The sequence below is a fragment of the Alcaligenes sp. SMD-FA genome, assembly GCF_025960365.1.
Taxonomy (GTDB): domain Bacteria; phylum Pseudomonadota; class Gammaproteobacteria; order Burkholderiales; family Burkholderiaceae_B; genus Alcaligenes; species Alcaligenes aquatilis.
Genome location: NZ_CP110108.1, coordinates 4,039,248 through 4,057,285, shown reverse-complemented (window position 1 = coordinate 4,057,285; position 18,038 = coordinate 4,039,248). Strand labels below are relative to the sequence as shown.

At 55.2% G+C, this 18,038-nt stretch carries 13 protein-coding genes; 7 read left to right on the top strand and 6 right to left on the bottom strand.

From position 1 onward, the window contains the following. Window positions 1-2: 2 nt before the first annotated feature. From rplA to rpoC, 5 genes are all read left to right on the top strand, one after another. Window positions 3-698 carry a 50S ribosomal protein L1 gene (rplA, locus tag OKX01_RS18660; RefSeq protein ID WP_094198190.1) on the top strand — a complete coding sequence of 232 codons (696 nt, stop codon included), beginning with the start codon at window positions 3-5 and terminating at the stop codon, window positions 696-698. 233 nt (window positions 699-931) lie between these two features. Further along, window positions 932-1,456 (top strand): 50S ribosomal protein L10, encoded by a 525-nt coding sequence (rplJ, locus tag OKX01_RS18655; protein WP_094198189.1) that lies wholly within the window; start codon window positions 932-934, stop codon window positions 1,454-1,456. Window positions 1,457-1,535: 79 nt separating this feature from the next. Further along, entirely contained in the window at window positions 1,536-1,913 is a 378-nt protein-coding gene (gene rplL, locus OKX01_RS18650) for a 50S ribosomal protein L7/L12 (RefSeq protein WP_003800851.1), read from the top strand. Window positions 1,914-2,075: 162 nt separating this feature from the next. Next, the gene (gene rpoB / locus OKX01_RS18645; RefSeq protein WP_094198188.1) at window positions 2,076-6,188 is read left to right on the top strand and encodes a DNA-directed RNA polymerase subunit beta; all 4,113 of its coding nucleotides are present in this window, start codon (window positions 2,076-2,078) and stop codon (window positions 6,186-6,188) included. Continuing rightward, a complete protein-coding gene (gene rpoC, locus OKX01_RS18640) occupies window positions 6,188-10,453 on the top strand; it encodes a DNA-directed RNA polymerase subunit beta' (protein WP_108728660.1) in 4,266 nt (1,421 codons plus the stop codon). The genes rpoB and rpoC overlap by 1 nt, the downstream gene beginning before the upstream one ends. A gap of 156 nt (window positions 10,454-10,609) precedes the next feature. Here rpoC and azu read toward each other — a convergent pair whose 3' ends face one another. The 6 genes from azu to OKX01_RS18610 all read right to left on the bottom strand — a co-directional run bounded on the left by azu (window position 10,610) and on the right by OKX01_RS18610 (window position 16,622). Next, window positions 10,610-11,056 carry an azurin gene (gene azu / locus OKX01_RS18635; RefSeq protein ID WP_094198186.1) on the bottom strand — a complete coding sequence of 149 codons (447 nt, stop codon included), beginning with the start codon at window positions 11,054-11,056 and terminating at the stop codon, window positions 10,610-10,612. A gap of 255 nt (window positions 11,057-11,311) precedes the next feature. Continuing rightward, entirely contained in the window at window positions 11,312-11,947 is a 636-nt protein-coding gene (locus tag OKX01_RS18630) for a LysE family translocator (RefSeq protein ID WP_125277254.1), read from the bottom strand. A 97-nt stretch (window positions 11,948-12,044) separates the two neighbouring features. Next, window positions 12,045-12,839: an AraC family transcriptional regulator gene (locus tag OKX01_RS18625; RefSeq protein ID WP_264672239.1), complete on the bottom strand. Its 795-nt coding sequence runs from the start codon at window positions 12,837-12,839 to the stop codon at window positions 12,045-12,047. Next, a complete protein-coding gene (locus OKX01_RS18620; RefSeq protein WP_234354362.1) occupies window positions 12,829-14,796 on the bottom strand; it encodes a CHASE2 and HATPase_c domain-containing protein in 1,968 nt (655 codons plus the stop codon). The genes OKX01_RS18625 and OKX01_RS18620 overlap by 11 nt, the downstream gene beginning before the upstream one ends. Window positions 14,797-14,815: 19 nt before the next feature. Continuing rightward, entirely contained in the window at window positions 14,816-15,907 is a 1,092-nt protein-coding gene (locus OKX01_RS18615; RefSeq protein ID WP_264672238.1) for a FecR domain-containing protein, read from the bottom strand. A 10-nt stretch (window positions 15,908-15,917) separates the two neighbouring features. Continuing rightward, window positions 15,918-16,622: a response regulator transcription factor gene (locus tag OKX01_RS18610; protein ID WP_094198182.1), complete on the bottom strand. Its 705-nt coding sequence runs from the start codon at window positions 16,620-16,622 to the stop codon at window positions 15,918-15,920. A gap of 420 nt (window positions 16,623-17,042) precedes the next feature. Between OKX01_RS18610 and rpsL the strand changes: the two genes are divergently transcribed. Both rpsL and rpsG read left to right on the top strand, forming a co-directional pair. Further along, window positions 17,043-17,414 (top strand): 30S ribosomal protein S12, encoded by a 372-nt coding sequence (rpsL, locus tag OKX01_RS18605; RefSeq protein WP_042489490.1) that lies wholly within the window; start codon window positions 17,043-17,045, stop codon window positions 17,412-17,414. 139 nt (window positions 17,415-17,553) lie between these two features. Further along, entirely contained in the window at window positions 17,554-18,024 is a 471-nt protein-coding gene (gene rpsG / locus OKX01_RS18600; RefSeq protein ID WP_094198181.1) for a 30S ribosomal protein S7, read from the top strand. The last annotated feature ends 14 nt before the right edge of the window (window positions 18,025-18,038 follow it).

Here is an 18,038-nt window from a genome sequence, read left to right as displayed (position 1 = left end):
TCATGGCTAAAGTAAGCAAACGCGCAGCCGCTATTGCTGCCAAGATCGACCGCAACAAGTTCTACCCTGTGGCCGAAGCTTTGGCCCTGGTGAAAGACACTGCCACTGCCAAGTTCGACGAATCCATCGATATCGCCGTTCAGCTGGGCATCGATCCCCGTAAGTCCGACCAACTGGTCCGTGGCTCGGTGGTTCTGCCTGCTGGTACCGGTAAATCCGTGCGTGTTGCCGTTTTCGCTCAAGGCGAAAAAGCCGACGCCGCTCGCGAAGCAGGTGCTGACATCGTTGGTCTGGACGATCTGGCTGAGCAAATCAAAGCCGGTCAAATGGACTTTGACGTTGTGATCGCTTCGCCCGACACCATGCGTGTTGTCGGTACCCTGGGTCAGGTTCTGGGTCCTCGTGGCCTGATGCCAAACCCCAAGGTCGGTACTGTGACTCCTGACGTTGCTACGGCTGTTAAAAACGCCAAGGCTGGTCAAGTTCAATACCGTACCGATAAGGCCGGTATCATTCACAGCACCATTGGTCGCGCTTCGTTCGACGTTGAACAGCTGCAAACCAACCTGGTCGCCCTGGTTGACGCCTTGAACAAGGCTCGTCCAGCTGCTGCCAAGGGTGTTTACCTGCGCAAGGTTGCCGTGTCCTCCACCATGGGTGGCGGTGCACGTGTTGAAATTGCATCTCTGACTGTTTAATCAACAGTTAGAAAAAAGAACTTTGGGCTGCGATCCTGTTTACAGGATCACTGCTGTCAAAGACCGTTGGAGCAGTTGGGCTGACTAGTCACCTAAATGCTTAATCGGGGCAATACGCTCCATCCAACGTAGACGGCGCCCGTGGAAGAATTCGTAATAGAACTCGTCCAGGTGCGCCGCATTCGGTTGATGTTGGGAAGCCTTCCCGACATCGTTTGAAGGAGTGTTCAACCGTGAGTCTCAATCGTGAAGAGAAAGCGGTAGTCATCGAAGAAGTCACTGCCGAACTGGCAAAGGCCCAATCGATCATTATCGCCGAGTACCGTGGTCTGGACGTCGCTTCTGCTACCGTATTGCGCAAAAAAGCGCGTGAGTCTGGCGTCTACCTGCGTGTTATGAAAAACACGCTGGTTCGTCGTTCGTTGGAAGGTACCTCGTTTGACGGTATCTCCAGCCAGCTCGTGGGTCCTCTGATGTACGCCATCAGTGAAGATCCCGTGGCTGCGGCGAAAGTCGTTGCAGATTTTGCCAAGACCAATGACAAATTGGTCATTATGGGCGGTGCGCTGCCCAATAGCGTTCTGAATGCTGATGGTGTTAAGGCTCTGGCCACAATGCCCTCGCGCGACGAACTGCTGGCGAAACTGCTGGGCACCATGCAAGCACCTATCGCTACTTTTGTGCGTACGCTTAACGAAGTTCCCACCAAGTTTGTTCGCGGCCTGGCGGCTGTGCGCGATCAGAAAGAAGCTGCGTAAGCAGTTTTCCTTCAGGAAACTTCGTCGTTGCGAACGACAACCAAACCTGGCATTTACCTAATATCTGGAGTTCTTAAAAATGGCTACTAAAGCTGAAATCCTTGACGCCATCGGCGCAATGTCCGTGCTCGAACTGTCCGAGCTGATCAAAGAAATGGAAGAAAAATTCGGTGTGTCGGCTGCTGCCGCCGCTGTTGCTGTTGCAGCTCCTGCTGCTGGTGGCGCTGCTGCTGCCGCTGAAGAGCAAACCGAATTCACCGTGTTCCTGGCTGACGTTGGCGCAAACAAAGTTAGCGTCATTAAAGTCGTGCGCGAAATCACCGGTCTGGGCCTGAAAGAAGCCAAAGATCTGGTTGACGGTGCTCCTAAGGCTGTTAAAGAAGGCCTGTCCAAAGCTGATGCTGAAGACGCTCAGAAGAAGCTGGAAGAAGCTGGCGCCAAGATCGAGCTCAAGTAAGAGTATCGATAGATGCCCGGGAATGCGTTTCAAGCCTTCCCGGGCTTTTGCGTTTCCAGAAAACCCACGATTTTTAATTAGTATTGTAGAAAGTCGGGTTTTTTAGAGTCGTAAACCAGGGCCGTGGTTGACGGTCCGTGTAACCCTTGAGTCGGAGTGCTCATGCCTTATTCGTACACCGAAAAAAAGCGCATACGCAAGAGCTTCGCCAAACGTGAAGACGTACAGCAGGTTCCTTACCTGTTGGCTACCCAGCTGCATTCTTTCAGAACCTTCTTGCAGAAGGACACGCTGCCTTCTCAGCGTAAGGTTGAAGGCTTGCAGGAAGCTTTCAGTTCCATATTTCCAATAGTAAGCCATAACCAAATGGCGCGGCTAGAGTTCGTGAGCTATACGCTCGGCGAGCCGGTGTTCGACGTCAAAGAGTGTCAACTTCGTGGTTTGACCTATGCCTCCCCCTTGCGGGCGAAGGTTCGTCTGGTCCTCATGGACCGCGAGGTGAGCAAGCCTACCGTCAAGGAAGTAAAAGAGCAAGAAGTCTACATGGGCGAAATGCCCCTGATGACCGATAACGGCTCTTTTGTGATTAACGGTACCGAACGAGTCATCGTTTCCCAGCTGCACCGTTCACCCGGCGTGTTCTTTGAACATGACCGCGGTAAAACGCACAGCTCGGGCAAGTTGCTGTTCTCGGCGCGCGTGATTCCTTACCGTGGTTCCTGGCTGGACTTCGAGTTCGATCCTAAGGACATTCTGTTCTTCCGTATCGACCGTCGTCGCAAGATGCCTGTGACTATCTTGCTGAAGGCCATTGGCCTGACGCCAGAGCAGATCCTGGCCCACTTCTTCGAGTTCGACCACATCGAACTGCACCAGGAAGGTGGCAAGCTGCAATTCGTTCCAGAACACTGGAAGGGCGAGGTTGCCCGTTTCGACATTACCGACCGCGACGGTCGCGTACTGGTTGAAAAGGACAAGCGTATCAATGCCAAGCATTTGCGCGACCTGCAAGCAGCCAAGATCGAATACATTTCCATCCCGGAAGATTTCCTTCTGGGTCGTGTGCTGGCCAAGAACATCATCAACGCCGAAACCGGCGAAGTGATTGCCAACGCCAACGACGAAATCACCGAATCCATTCTGGCCGAAATGCGCGCAGCCAATGTGCGTGATTTCGAGACCCTGTACATCAATGAACTGGACCAGGGCGGCTTTATCTCCCTGACCCTGCGCACTGACGAAACAGCGGATTCCAATGCTGCCCGTATCGCGATCTATCGCATGATGCGTCCCGGTGAGCCACCAACCGAAGAAGCGGTTGAGGCCCTGTTCAACCGTCTGTTCTACAGCGAAGAGTCCTACGACTTGTCGCGCGTAGGTCGCATGAAGGTCAACAGCCGTCTGGGCCGTGGTGACAGCATCGAAGGTCCCATGACCCTGACCGACGAAGACATTCTGGACACCATTCAGGTGCTGGTGAGTCTGCGTAACGGCCGCGGTCAGATCGACGATATCGATCACCTGGGTAACCGTCGTGTTCGTTGCGTAGGCGAATTGGCCGAAAACCAATTCCGCGCCGGTCTGGTGCGTGTGGAACGTGCTGTCAAGGAACGTCTGGGCCAGGCTGAGACCGAAAACCTGATGCCGCACGATCTGATCAACTCCAAGCCCATCTCTGCGGCTGTTAAAGAGTTCTTCGGTTCCAGCCAGCTGTCGCAGTTTATGGACCAAACCAACCCGCTGTCCGAAATCACGCACAAGCGTCGTGTTTCGGCACTGGGCCCTGGTGGTCTGACGCGTGAACGTGCAGGCTTTGAGGTGCGCGACGTGCACCCAACCCACTACGGTCGCGTGTGCCCGATTGAAACGCCTGAAGGTCCAAACATTGGTCTGATCAACTCCATGGCGCTGTACGCTCGTCTGAACGAGTACGGTTTCCTGGAAACGCCTTACCGCAAGATTGTTGACGGCAAGGTCAGTGAACAGATCGATTACCTGTCGGCTATTGAAGAAAGCAATTACGTCATCGCTCAGGCTAACGCCGAATTGACCGAAGACGGTGCCTTTGCGAACGATCTGGTTGCTTGCCGTGAAGCGGGCGAAACCATGATGACTGCGCCCGAGAACATCCATTACATGGACGTGGCTCCTTCGCAGATCGTGTCTGTGGCTGCTTCGCTGATTCCGTTCCTGGAGCACGATGACGCCAACCGAGCACTGATGGGCGCCAACATGCAGCGCCAGGCGGTTCCTTGCCTGCGCCCTGAGAAGCCTTTGGTCGGTACCGGTATTGAACGTACTGTTGCTGTTGACTCGGGTACGACCGTACAAGCCCGTCGTGGCGGTGTGGTGGTAGACGTTGACGCACAGCGCGTGGTTATTCGCGTGCACGATGACGAGAACGTGGCTGGCGAGGTCGGTGTAGATATCTACAACATGACCAAGTACACCCGTTCCAACCAGAACACCAACATCAACCAGCGTCCTATCGTCAAACGTGGCGATATCGTGGCTCGTGGTGACGTGCTGGCTGACGGTGCATCGACTGACCTGGGCGAATTGGCTCTGGGTCAGAACATGCTGATCGCCTTTATGCCTTGGAACGGCTACAACTTCGAGGACTCGATTCTGATCTCCGAGAAGGTTGTGGCGGACGATCGCTACACGTCGGTTCATATCGAAGAGCTGACGGTGGTTGCCCGTGACACGAAGCTGGGACCTGAGGATATCACCCGCGATATCAGCAACCTGTCCGAAATTCAGCTGAACCGTCTGGACGATTCCGGCATTGTGTACATCGGCGCCGAAGTGCGTGCCGACGACGTGCTGGTCGGTAAAGTGACACCCAAGGGTGAAACTCAGCTGACACCGGAAGAAAAACTGCTGCGCGCCATTTTTGGTGAGAAAGCCTCTGACGTTAAAGACACCTCCCTGCGCGTGCCTTCGGGCATGGTCGGTACGGTGATCGACGTTCAAGTCTTTACCCGTGAAGGTATCGAGCGTGACAAGCGCGCCCAGTCCATCATTGATGATGAACTGCGTCGCTACCGCCAGGACCTGAACGATCAGCTGCAAATCGTTGAAGACGACGCCTTTGACCGTGCCTTGAAGTTCCTGGTCGGCAAAACCGTCAACGGTGGTCCACGCAAGCTGCCCAAGGGCACCGAGCTGACCGCTGACTACCTGAACGATCTGGATCGCTGGCAGTGGTTCGACATCCGTCTGGCTGATGAGCAACACGCACTGGTGCTGGAGCACACCAAGGAATCCTTGGAGCAAAAGCGTCACCAGTTCGATCTGGCTTTTGAAGAAAAGCGCAAGAAGCTCACCCAAGGCGACGAGCTGCCTCCTGGCGTGCTGAAGATGGTCAAGGTTTACCTGGCTGTTAAGCGTCGTCTGCAGCCTGGTGACAAGATGGCTGGTCGTCACGGTAACAAGGGTGTGGTTTCCCGCATCGTTCCCGTGGAAGACATGCCGCACATGGCTGACGGTACCCCTGTGGACATCGTTCTGAACCCGCTGGGCGTGCCTTCGCGGATGAACGTGGGTCAGGTTCTGGAAGTTCACCTGGGTTGGGCTGCCAAGGGTATTGGCCACCGCATCAACGACATGATGCAAGAGGAAAAGAACGTGCAGGTTTCCGAACTGCGCGCGTTCCTGGACAAGGTTTACAACACGACCGGCAAGAAAACTCGTATCAACGAGTTGACTGACGACGAAGTGATGAACCTGGCCACCAACTTGCAAAAAGGTCTGCCATTGGCTACCCCCGTGTTCGATGGGGCAACCGAGCAGGAAATTGACAAGATGCTGCGTCTGGCCTATCCGGACGATATCGCTGAGAACTTGCAACTGGCACCGCATCGCACCCAGGTTCGCCTGTTTGACGGTCGTACCGGCGAAGCCTTTGAGCGTATGGTCACTGTAGGCTACATGCACTACCTGAAGCTGCATCACTTGGTCGATGACAAGATGCACGCTCGTTCCACCGGCCCATACTCGCTGGTTACTCAGCAGCCGCTGGGTGGTAAGGCACAGTTCGGTGGTCAGCGTTTCGGGGAGATGGAAGTCTGGGCGCTGGAAGCGTATGGCGCCGCCTATACCCTGCAGGAAATGCTCACGGTTAAATCCGACGACATCGCCGGCCGTACCAAGGTCTACGAGAACATTGTCAAGGGTGACCACGTGATCGACGCCGGTATGCCGGAGTCCTTTAACGTTCTGGTCAAGGAAATCCGTTCCTTGTCCCTGGACATGGATTTGGAGCGTAAATAATGAAAGCGCTACTCGATCTCTTTAAACAAGTCACTCAGGACGAGCAGTTCGATGCCATCAAGATCGGCATCGCCTCGCCCGAGAAAATCCGGTCCTGGTCTTTCGGTGAAGTCCGCAAGCCAGAGACCATCAACTATCGCACGTTCAAACCCGAACGCGATGGTCTGTTTTGCGCCAAGATTTTTGGTCCCATCAAGGACTACGAATGCTTGTGTGGCAAATACAAGCGCCTGAAACATCGTGGCGTCATCTGCGAGAAGTGTGGTGTTGAAGTCACCGTCTCCAAGGTGCGTCGCGAGCGCATGGGTCACATTGAACTGGCCTGCCCGGTTGCTCACATCTGGTTCCTGAAGAGCCTGCCATCCCGTCTGGGCATGGTGCTGGACATGACCCTGCGTGACATCGAGCGAGTACTGTACTTTGAAGCCTGGTGCGTGATCGAACCTGGTATGACCCCGCTCAAGCGCGGTCAGATCATGTCCGATGACGATTTCCTGGCCAAGACCGAAGAATACGGTGATGACTTCCACGCCCTGATGGGTGCGGAAGCGGTGCGCGAATTGCTGCGTACGATCGACATCGATCGCGAAGTCGAGCGCCTGCGCGCCGAACTGAAAGCCACTGGCTCGGATGCCAAGATCAAGAAGATCTCCAAGCGTCTGAAAGTACTGGAAGGCTTCCAGAAATCCGGCATCAAGGCAGACTGGATGATCATGGAAGTGCTGCCCGTGCTGCCACCGGACTTGCGTCCGCTGGTGCCACTGGACGGCGGCCGCTTTGCGACTTCCGACCTGAACGATCTGTACCGCCGCGTGATCAACCGTAATAACCGTTTGAAGCGTCTGCTGGAACTGAAGGCTCCGGACATCATCTTGCGCAACGAAAAACGTATGTTGCAAGAGTCCGTGGACTCCTTGCTGGATAACGGTCGTCGCGGTAAAGCCATGACCGGCGCCAACAAGCGTCAACTGAAGTCCTTGGCCGACATGATCAAGGGCAAGAGCGGTCGTTTCCGTCAGAACCTGCTGGGCAAGCGCGTGGACTACTCTGGTCGTTCCGTGATTGTGGTGGGTCCTCAGTTGAAGCTGCACCAGTGTGGTCTGCCTAAGCTGATGGCGCTGGAACTGTTCAAGCCCTTCATCTTCAACCGTCTGGAATTGATGGGTCTGGCTACGACCATCAAGGCGGCCAAGAAGTTGGTGGAAAGCCAGGAACCGGTGGTGTGGGACATCCTCGAAGAGGTGATCCGCGAGCATCCGGTCATGCTAAACCGTGCACCGACGCTGCACCGTTTGGGTATTCAGGCTTTTGAACCGGTCCTGATCGAAGGTAAAGCGATTCAGCTGCACCCCTTGGTGTGTGCCGCCTTTAACGCTGACTTTGACGGTGACCAGATGGCCGTTCACGTGCCGCTGTCGCTGGAAGCCCAGCTGGAAGCGCGCACCCTGATGCTGGCCTCGAACAACGTGCTGTTCCCCGCCAACGGCGAACCATCCATCGTTCCTTCCCAGGATATCGTGTTGGGTCTGTACTATGCGACCCGCGAACTGGTAAATGGCAAGGGCGAAGGTCTGTTCATGGCCGATGTGGCCGAAGTCCAGCGCGCCTACGACAACAAGGAAGTCGAGCTGCAAACTCGTCTGACCGTCCGTATCGAAGAATTCGAGAAGGGCGAAGACGGTGAGTGGGTCAAGACCATCAAGCGTTACGAAACGACGGCTGGCCGTGCCTTGTTGTCCGAAATTCTGCCCAAGGGCATGCCTTTCACCGCACTGAACCGTGCGTTGAAAAAGAAAGAAATTTCGCGTCTGATCAACCAGTCCTTCCGTCGCTGTGGCCTGCGTGCCACCGTGATTTTTGCGGACAAATTGATGCAGTCCGGTTTCCGTCTGGCAACACGCGGTGGTATTTCCATCGCCATGAACGACATGGTTGTGCCTGCCGTCAAGGAAAGCATCCTGGCCCAGGCAAGCAATGAAGTTAAAGAAATCGACAAGCAGTACTCCTCCGGTCTGGTGACGGCTCAGGAACGCTACAACAACGTGGTGGACATCTGGGGCAAAGCCGGTGACCGCGTGGGTAAGGCCATGATGGAGCAACTGGCTTCCGAGCCAGTGACCAACCGTTTTGGTGAAGAAGTACGCCAAGAGTCCTTCAACTCCATCTACATGATGGCGGACTCCGGTGCTCGTGGTTCGGCTGCACAGATTCGTCAGCTGGCTGGTATGCGTGGTCTGATGGCCAAGCCAGATGGCTCCATTATTGAAACGCCTATTACCGCGAACTTCCGTGAAGGTCTGAACGTACTGCAGTACTTTATTTCGACTCACGGTGCTCGTAAGGGTCTGGCTGATACGGCCTTGAAGACGGCTAACTCCGGTTACCTGACTCGTCGTCTGGTCGACGTGACTCAAGATCTGGTCATTACCGAAGACGATTGCGGTACCAAGGGCGGCTACACCATGAAAGCCATCCTGGATGGTGGTGAGGTTATCGAGCCCCTGCGCGATCTGATTCTGGGTCGTGTGGCCTCGACCGACATCGTCAACCCTGACAACCAGGAACTGGTTATCCCCGCCGGCACCTTGCTGAACGAGGATCTGGTCGAGTTGATCGACAACCTGGGCATTGATGAAGTCAAGATCCGTACTCCGCTGACTTGCGAAACCCGTCATGGCTTGTGCGCAAGCTGCTACGGTCGTGATCTGGGCCGCGGTACGCTGGTCAATCGTGGTGAAGCTATCGGTGTTATCGCGGCTCAGTCCATCGGTGAACCGGGTACCCAGTTGACCATGCGTACGTTCCACATTGGTGGTGCCGCTTCGCGTGCTGCACTGGCAAGTTCGGTCGAAACCAAGACGGCAGGTACGGTCGGTTTTGAAATCGGTCTGCGCTATGTGACCAACGCCAAGGGCGAACGTGTTGCGATCTCCCGTTCCGGCGAAATTGTCATTTTTGACGACAATCGTCGCGAGCGCGAACGTCACAAAGTGCCTTACGGTGCCACCATTACGGTCGGTGATGGTGATGCGATCAAGGCTGGCCAGCGTCTGGCAAGCTGGGATCCGCTGACCCGTCCTATCGTGTCCGAGTACACCGGTACGGTTCGCTTCGAGAATATCGAAGAGGGCGTAACCGTGGCTCGTCAGGTGGACGAAGTGACCGGCCTGTCGACTCTGGTTGTGATCACACCCAAGACACGTGGTGGCAAGATCACCATGCGTCCTCAGATCAAGCTGCTGAACGAACAGGGTCAGGAGATCAAGATCGCGGGTACCGATCACATGGTCAATATCTCCTTCCCAGTGGGTGCGCTGATTACCGTTCGTGACGGTCAGCAAGTGTCCGTGGGTGAGATTCTGGCGCGTATTCCTCAGGAATCGCAAAAGACTCGGGATATTACCGGTGGTCTGCCACGTGTGGCCGAACTGTTCGAAGCCCGTTCGCCCAAGGATGCCGGTCTGTTGGCCGAAGTCACGGGTACGGTTTCCTTCGGTAAAGACACCAAGGGCAAACAGCGTCTGGTCATTACTGACCTGGACGGCGTCAGCCACGAATTCCTGATTCCGAAGGAAAAACAGGTTCTGGCTCACGACGGTCAAGTGGTGAACAAGGGCGAGATGATTGTGGACGGCCCGGCTGATCCGCACGACATCCTGCGCTTGAAGGGTATCGAGAAACTGGCCAACTACATTGTTAACGAAGTGCAGGACGTTTACCGTCTGCAAGGTGTGAAGATCAACGACAAGCACATTGAAGTGATTGTTCGTCAGATGCTGCGCCGCGTGAACATTGTGGATGCCGGTGATACCAGCTTCATCACGGGTGAACAGGTTGAACGCTCCGAACTGCTGAACGAGAACGATCGCGTCTTGGCTGAAAACGGTATTCCTGCTACGTACGAAAACGTGCTGCTGGGTATTACCAAGGCCTCGCTGTCGACTGACTCCTTCATCTCGGCGGCTTCCTTCCAGGAAACCACTCGCGTGTTGACCGAAGCGGCCATCATGGGCAAAACCGACGATCTGCGTGGTCTGAAAGAAAACGTGATCGTGGGCCGTCTGATTCCTGCTGGTACCGGTATGGCTTTCCATGCTGCCCGCAAGGAAAAAGAAGCCTTTGAAGTGGCAGAGCGCAAAGCAGCCCGTGAACTGGAAAACCCGTTCGCATCGGCTCCTGAGCCTTCGGAAGACCCCGTCTTTGTGTCGGGTGCCTCCGAGTCTGAGCAGGCGCAACCTGAAGCCCCAGAGGGCGATCAGGAATAAGCTAAATCGTGTGGTTCCCCATCCTGTTTATTCAGGGTGGGCCGATACTTTCAGGTATTCGGATAAAACCAGATGATCCAGGCGACAAAAAAACCCCACATGGCTATGCCACGTGGGGTTTTTTTATGGCCGTCTGGCGGCTACAAGCGGATGCGCTTAGCTACCCAGCTTGATTTCGCCAGTCATGATGCTCCAGTGACCTGGGAAGGAGCAAAAGAAGGCGTAGTCTTCGCCGGCTTTCAGCTTGGATACATCAAAGGTCACGGAGGTGCTTTCGCCACCACCGATCACGTCAGTGTGGGCGATAACGCGCTCGTCACCGGCTTTAACGTAGTTGTTGTCCAGACCGGCTTTCATGCCATCGGTAGCAACTGCGCTTTCATCGGATTTTTTCGAGATCACGACGTTGTGGCCCATGGCTGCTTTGGGCAACTTGCCGGTGTGTTTCAGATTGATCGTGAATTCCTTGCATGTCTTGTCAACAACGATGCTCTTGGTGTTGAACTGCATGGAGTCATTGCCTTCGATGGTAACGTCGCAAGCAGCAAAAGCAGGCACGCTGGCCAATCCAAGAACGGCTGTGAAAGCAAGTTTGGCAAACATTCTAATAACTCCTTGAAAACTGACAAAAAAAGGAACGGGACACGGGGGTGTTGTTCCGGTCTTACAGCATAGACTGTAGCGCACTAAAGGTGCTTAACAAAACATAGACCCGGACTATTTTAACGGCTTATAGCGCCCCGTCCGAACCCGCGAATGATTTGTTTTCTCATCGTTTGATGTGGCTCTAACAGCCTCACTCTATCGCCTTCGGGCGGCTTGACGACAGCGTAGACTAGGTATCGCTTTTCGGCATATTCAGCCCCCATTCAGATGCTGGAGAACGTTCAACAGTGCGGCCACCGCAAGCAGACACAGCAGTAGTCCACAAAGCTGTTCGATACGGGGCAAATACTTTTTTATGCCTTGCTGCCAGCGAGGATGCCCGATCAGAACAGTAACGAACAAATCCCAGAGCAAAACAATAAAAAACATCCATAGGCCCAGCAGTATCTGTAGACCCGTACTGGCGCGACTGCTGGCCAGTACCGAGGCCAGGCTGGCGTAAAACAGCGCGTTCTTGGGATTGAGCAGCCCGGAGAGCAGTCCCAGCAGGGCATGGTGCCACCAGCCGCCTGCACAAGCGCCAGATGCACTGATCTGTTGCTGGTTGTTGTGACGGGCCGTCTGCAGGAATTTCATGCCTAAATACAGCAGATATAGCCCCCCGGCACCCTGAAGCAATAGAAAGAGGGGGCTGCTGCTACTCATCCGGGCAAAGCCTGTTAGCGCCAAGCTGATGTAAATGCCATTGGCCAAGGCCACACCAGCGCAAACGCCACTTGCCACCCGCCGGCCATGGGCCAAGGTGCTGCGCGCAATCAGGAAGAAGTCTGGGCCGGGGGAGAGCAAGGCCAAGAAATGGGTGCCGGCAATCAGCAAGAACAAAGACACAGCAGTAGCTCCTGGACAAAACGGCAGTGTGACCAGAAGGTTGGGAGTCGTATTGAACAAAAGTGCGCACGCAAACGGTCAGGGCACCGGGCGTGTTCTAGCCTCGGTATTGACCTGGGGTAACGCCGGTGTAGTGCTTGAATACGCGCTGAAAGTGGCTTTGATCCGAAAAACCGAGACGATAGGCAATATCAGCCAGCTCTTCACCTTGTTTCAAGGCGTCCCGAGCCAGATTGACGCGTTGGTTCAGTTGCCAGCGTTGCGGAGTCAGGCCGGTATGGCGACGAAAGGCGCGGATCAGTTGGTAGCGGCTGAAGCCTGTTTCCTGAGCCAGCTCGTGCAGGGGAATAGTGCTTAGTTGACCGTCAATCCAGCGATCCAGGCTTTTTTGCAAAACAGGGCTAGGTGGTGGAGCCGGTGCCAAGAGCTGGCCGTGAGCTGGCCAATAGTGGAGCAAAAATTCGATCAGCGCTGCTTCTTTGTTTAGTACGGGAGCGGCTGAAAACAAAAGGGCGTTCAACTCACAGTAGGCCGCATAAAGCAGCGGTTCGTGGCTAACACGAATTGGTTCCTGGGCCTTGAGACTGAGTCCCGTACTTTCTTGCCAAAGCTGCTCCAGCCATATCGCGTCCAGATGCAGCATTTGATAGCTCCAGGATTGATCCGGCAGGGGATTGCACGCGTGGCTGCGGTGCGCGGGTACAAGAACAAGAGAGCCTGGCGTAAGCTCAATGGGGCCATCGGGTGCGCCTGTAAAGATGCTGCTGCCGCTGTCAACAGCACCAATCGAGTAGGTGGGGTGGCTGTGCTCCAGGTAGCATGTACGGCTGTCACAGGCGCGTCGGCTTTCTACATAGGGCAGGGCCTTGTTGCGCCAGAATTCAGTCTTCATCGCAGACATCAATCGTGGCCAGGGAGACGATAAAGGTACAGCCCTGCTCGTTGGTGCTGTCCAGCACAATATCCCCACCGTGTTTGTTGATGACGGTTTTTACAAAGGCCAAACCCAGCCCACTGCCCGAAGGCGCGCCAGCGGCGTTCTCATGGGCGCGGTGATAGGGCTCGAAAATAGTGGCCTGATTTTCTGCCGGAATACCCCAGCCCTGGTCCTTGACCAACACCTGCACTGTTTTTTTATCCAGAACCAGGTCTATATCAATCTGATTGCCGTCCGGCCCATACTTGATGGCATTTTGAATCAGGTTGGTAAAGGCACGGCGCAGCATGGGGGCGTTACCGTTCACCCAGACCAGCTCTGAGTCATTCAGATTCAGGCTGATGGAGCGTTTGCTGGCACTGGCCCAGGCATCGTCCACACAGTCTGCCAGCAGATCGGACAGGGCCAGGGGACTGAGTACCATCTCCATCGCCTCAGCCCGTGCCAGACTGATGAAGTTATCCACCAGTTCCAGTGTTTGCTCGGCATAGCCTTCCATCTTGTGCAGGAACTGATCGGGCGCCAGCTTGCTGTCATCCTGGCGTTGCAAGCTGGTCAGCGCCAGGATGGAGTTCTGGGGAGCCCGCATATCATGCGAAATAAAGCGCAAGGTCTCTTCACGCTTGGTTTGAGCCTGGCGCAGCAGATCGATGGATGTGTGTAGCTGGGTCAGGCGATGGGGCAGGTTACGTGCATTTAAGCCAGACAAGCGTTCGTTCAATGCGGTTCTGACATCGGGGTATTCCAGCTGCAGCTTGTTCAGTTCCTCAGTGACTTGATTCAAGGCGGCTTCCTGACTGCGCCAATGCCAAAGTGGATAGGCCAGCAGTATGGTTATCAGACTGGCTAGCGGCGGAATCCACAGATTGAAGCCATGCATGGCGATCCAGTTCACCAGCAAAATCGCAATGACCAGCCCAATCAAGCTTAGCAAGGTCGCACGTGGAGACAGGTAGATCAGAACCTGACAAGCCAGCAATACTGGCAGGCAGCTTGCCAAGGCAATCAACCAGGCTGGTGGCGTGCGTATCCATTCATTACTGCGTACTGCTTGCAGGGTATTGGCCAGAATTTCGACGCCAGACATGCTGCTCATACCGGCTTTGGACAATGGAGTAGGGAAGGTATCGCCCAGTCCACTGCCCCAGGAGCCGACCAGCACATATTTGTCCTTGAAGAAGGAGGGCGGAATATCGCCGTTAAGGACATTGAAGTAAGGCACGATCTGGAAATGACCGCTGCGACCCAAAAAGGGAATGTGAGGAGTGTCCGTCTTGCTGGCGCTCAGGGCTTGCAAGGCCAAATCCGTGTCGTCACCGGCCAGCAACATCGCAATCGTAAAGTGTGGCAGCACTCGGTCCGAGGGGGTAATTCGTTGCAAGGCGACACGACGTACGACGCCATCCGGATCAGGTTCGATATTGATGTAGCCCGATGCCTTGGCCGCCTTGCTGAGCAGGGGAATGGCGGTATGCACAGCATCACGCTGAACGTCGTAGATAAGCGGCAGGACAACGCGCCCATGATGGCGAATGGCCTCGGAAAGGGCAAGGTCATCATCTGGGTAGGCGGGATTGGGTTCCTGAAAGACCAGGTCTATGCCCACCGCGCGTGCTTGCTCAAGGCGGCCCAGCAGTTGTGCATGGCTGATACGTCGCCAGGGCCAAAAACCCAGATTGGCAATGCTGTAGTCGTCAATGGCGACGATGACAATGTCCGGGGGGGCGGCCTGTGGAATTGCTGCCGCCATGGTGAAGTCGTAAATCAGGTTGTTCAGCTTGCCCAGCGCGAAGTCATCACGCAGGGAGCTGAACAACAAGGTCAGCAGCACCAGCAAGCCCGAAACCAGATGCCATTCCTTCCGAATTCGGTCAGACAGTAGCTTACTGTTTCTGGGGGCCGGGCTGTTCATGGCGTACGCCGTTCAGGCTTTAGAACTGAGACAGCAAGATGGGGTCGCCAAAATTGTTGGCTACGGCCTGGCCGTCCGAGCTGGTCAGGCTGGCAGCGCCTTCAAAGCTTTCGATCGTGTCCGGACCCATCAGGCCGTGGCGGTCAATGGCACGTACGGTGACGTAGTAGGTGCCGGGACGCGAAGCACTGAATTGGATATCGGTCTCGGTTGTGATGGCCCGCGACAACAGCTTGGCACCTTGGGGGTCGGTGGAGGTCTGAACCAGATAGGCTTGGGCACCGGGCACAGCCTGAATCGTGCTGCTCCATTGGCCGCCGCGACGCTCGGGCGTGGAGATCTGCGGAGCAGGCAACAAAGACGCCAGTGCCAGGATATTGCCGTCTGTTCCCACAGCGGCACCTTGGTTCTGTTTCAGGGCGGTGGGGGCGCTGCGTTGCTGCGTTCCTAACTCTGCGCGGCCGTCCAGCACTTCGCTGTGTGCCATGCCTTGCTGTGTACGCACACGCAACTCTGTACCCCTTACGCCGGTAATGCTGACGGGAGTGCGAACCTCAAAGCGACCTACGCCGGCCTTTTCCGGGGATACGCGCGATTCCACATCGCCATCATCCAGGGCGATGATCGAGTCGGTCAGACCTGTACCCTCAAAGGCACGCATTCGGGTCACGCTCAAGGAGGCCTGGGCGGGCACACTCAGTTGGCTGCCGTCCTGTAGCTCCAGCGTCAGGTAACCATTACTGCCTGTGCGGATCAGATCCCCCTCTTGCAAATGAGTGGTTCCTGCGCCCAGTGTTTGACCGTTAACCAGAATCTGGCCGGCTTGGTGCGTAATCCGGGCGGGGGCGGCCACTTCCGGAATCATGCGAAACGGGATGTGCAGCTCTTTGCCAATGGGCAGACGATAAGGGTCATCCACCGCATTCAAACGCTGGATTTCGGACCAGTTCCGGCTTTGGCGTGTGTATGTCTGGGAAATATCAAGCAAAGTGTCACCGGACATCACTTTGTAGACAAAGTTCTCGCCACGTGCTCCGGAAGGTTGGGCTGACACGACGCCGCCCCAAAGCAGGCCGCAAACAAGAGGAGCGGCGATACGCAAAGTAATCATAGGAAGTGAGCTAGCAAGGGTCGGTCAAAAGTTCAAGGCGATAGCCAAGGGCGTAGGACGCTGTCAGGCGTACCCCGTTTTCGGGGCGCAGTTGAAGTTTACGTCGTATGTTGGACAGATGAGTATCCAGCGTACGGGACGTGGCCGGAATTTCCCGGTTCCACACTGCGGAGCTTAAAACATCGCGTGAGAACAGGCGGCCGGGGTTACGAAACAGCAAAAGGGCTAGTTCAAACTCTTTGGGCGCCAGAGTGACGGTTTCACCATCGAGCACAATATGACCTTGTTCAGGAAAAATATCATAGCCGGCAAACGAGAAGCGGCTGTCCTGAATGGCCGAAGTGTTCAAATCCATACGCCGGACAGCGGCATTGACGCGCGCAACCAGCTCTCCCTTGCGTACGGGCTTACTAATATAGTCGTCGGCTCCGGCCTGCAAACCCGTGACCAGATCCTCTTCCTGGGTACGGCTGGTCAAGAATAGAACCGGCAGAGCATGACCTAGTGTGGTGCGAACCCAACGCAACACATCCAGGCCGCTGACATCGGGCAGTTCCCAATCCAGTAGCAATAAGCCGAAATCATGTGGCTTGGCCAGAGCAGCCAGCAGGTCTTTTCCTTGATGAAAGGAGCGACACTCATAGCCAGCCTCGGTCAAGATCCGGGCAATCAGTTCAGCCTGGACGAGGTCGTCTTCCAGGGAAGCGATGATCATGGGCATTGTCCTTGTCGCAGAAGTGCAATAGCCCTGCAGTATAACGATATGTAGATAGCGAGTGACCAAGTGCTTCCATGCGTGTGCCGTGACAACGGGAAACCGCCGGATTGGTGTCCAAATCGTTGACCTATAAGGGTTTACTGTGGTAAATTTTAGAGCTTACTTTAAGGATCCTTTGCCGGTACACCTTGCAGTAATTTGATGGCAGCCCTGAATTTAGGGGCTGCGGGCACTTTTTGAGTGCTTGAAATCAAGCCCAAGCCATGTGCAAGACCGCTCTTTTTCGTGTTTTATGGGGAGTGGTATTGCGCAATGCCGCTTCCGGTACAGGGTTTCAAAACCCGCCAACTGGACGGCGTTTTTCAAAACACATACGTCAACCAGTACGTAAAGTACGTTATAGGATACGTAAAGGTCATGCCAACCATTAGCCAGCTCGTGCGTAAACCGCGCGAAGTCAGCCGCGTTAGCAGCAAGAGCCCTGCGCTCGAGAACTGCCCACAGCGCCGCGGTGTTTGCACCCGTGTATACACCACGACCCCCAAGAAGCCTAACTCCGCTCTGCGTAAAGTCGCCAAAGTGCGTCTGACCAACGGCTTCGAAGTTATTTCTTACATCGGTGGTGAAGGCCACAACCTGCAAGAGCACTCGGTCGTTCTCGTCCGTGGTGGTCGTGTCAAAGACTTGCCAGGTGTGCGTTACCACATCGTTCGCGGTGCTCTTGACCTGCAAGGCGTCAAGGACCGTAAACAGTCCCGCTCCAAGTACGGCGCCAAGCGTCCCAAGTAATCCATGTATCCATCGATCAGTTCACTGATCTGGATCCGTGCAACCGTGGCCTTTGCGCCATGGTAGGTAAGTGGTCATTTGTCATGAATGGCCGAGACCGCGAAAAGCGGTTCAACTGAATAGTCACAAGGAAATTAAAATGCCTCGCCGTCGCGAAGTACCCAAACGTGAAATCCTACCTGACCCAAAATTTGGCAGCGTTGAGCTGGCCAAATTCATGAACGTGGTCATGCTGTCCGGCAAGAAAGCTGTTGCCGAACGTATTGTTTATGGCGCGCTGGACCAAATTGCGCAGAAAACCGGCAAAGATCCGCTCGAAGTGTTTAATGCTGCCATCAATAATGTAAAACCTGTTGTTGAAGTTAAGAGCCGCCGTGTTGGTGGTGCTAACTACCAGGTACCTGTCGAAGTACGCCCTGTCCGTCGTCTGGCTCTGGCCATGCGCTGGGTGCGTGAATCCGCCAAGAAGCGCGGTGAAAAATCGATGGACTTGCGCCTGGCCGGCGAATTGTCCGATGCGGCTGAAGGCCGTGGCGGTGCAATGAAAAAGCGTGAAGACACGCACAAGATGGCCGATGCTAACAAAGCATTCAGCCATTTCCGTTGGTAATCTGAGGACATATA